General features: G+C 69.5%; 1 protein-coding gene. It reads left to right on the plus strand.

Annotation, left to right across the window (positions count from 1 at the left end):
- A partial coding sequence (locus tag Q1K57_RS10700; protein WP_300082209.1) for an ISL3 family transposase occupies window positions 1-1,094 on the plus strand: 1,094 nt, incomplete at both ends.

Genomic DNA, 1,094 nt, shown 5'->3' on the forward strand with positions numbered 1-1,094 from the left:
CGTGCCCGCCGGTCACCCCGCCCGATCTGACCGTCTTCGCCCGCCTCGACGTGCTCGGGTTGCGGGTGACCGGCCAGCAGGTGTGGCCCGACAAGGCGATCCTGTTCTGCTCGCTGACCGGCCCCGATGCCGGCTGCCCCAACTGCGGCCAACCGGGCGTGGTGCACGATCATGTCGTACGTCGCTTCACGCACCTGCCGGTGGGCCGGAAAGCGACGTGGCTGCATGTTGACGTGCCCCGCTACCGCTGTGCCGGATGCCACCGGTTGTGGCGCCACCCGTTGACGACCGTGGCCCGGCCACGGTCGAAACTGACCCGGGCCGCGGACTGGTGGGCGCTATCAGAAGTGGTGCTCGACCACACCCCGATCAGCGGCGTCGCCGCCGTCCTGGACGTCAGCTGGGACACCGCCCACACCGCCGTCACCGAGGTCGGCACCCAGGTGCTGATCGGGCACCCGGGGCGACTCGACGGCGTCGAGGTGGTCGGCGTCGACGAACACGCCTGGCGGCACACACGCAAGGGCGACAAGTACGTGACGGTCATCATCGACCTCACCCCGATCAGGGACGGCACGGGCCCGGCCCGCTTGTTGGACTTGGTGGAGGGGCGTTCCAAGCAGGTGTTCAAGACCTGGCTCGAGGCCCGTACCGAACAGTTCCGCGCCCGGGTGCAGATCGTCGCGATGGATGGGTTCACCGGCTTCAAGACCGCCGCCGCCGACGCCGTGCCCGACGCCGTCGCCGTGATGGACCCCTTCCATGTCGTCGCGCTAGCCGGCGACAAGCTCAACACCACCCGACAACGCGTCCAACGTGAACTCACTGGCGAACGCGGCCGCCGCGACGATCCGCTCTACAAGGCCCGACGCACCCTGCGCACCGGACGCACCCTGCTCACCGAGCGACAGAAGGCCCGCCTGGACGCCCTGTTCAGCAACGACGACGTCGCGGCCGTCGAGGTCACCTGGCTGGTCTACCAAGACATCATCGACGCCTACCGCACCCCCGACCGCCGCACCGGCAGGCAGCTCCTCACTCGGGTGATCGATCGCATCAAGACCGCAGTGCCCGAGGCCCTCGCCGAGCTGGCC

Origin of the sequence: Propioniciclava sp., assembly GCF_029977985.1 — a bacterium.
In the GTDB taxonomy this organism is placed as follows: domain Bacteria; phylum Actinomycetota; class Actinomycetes; order Propionibacteriales; family Propionibacteriaceae; genus Propioniciclava.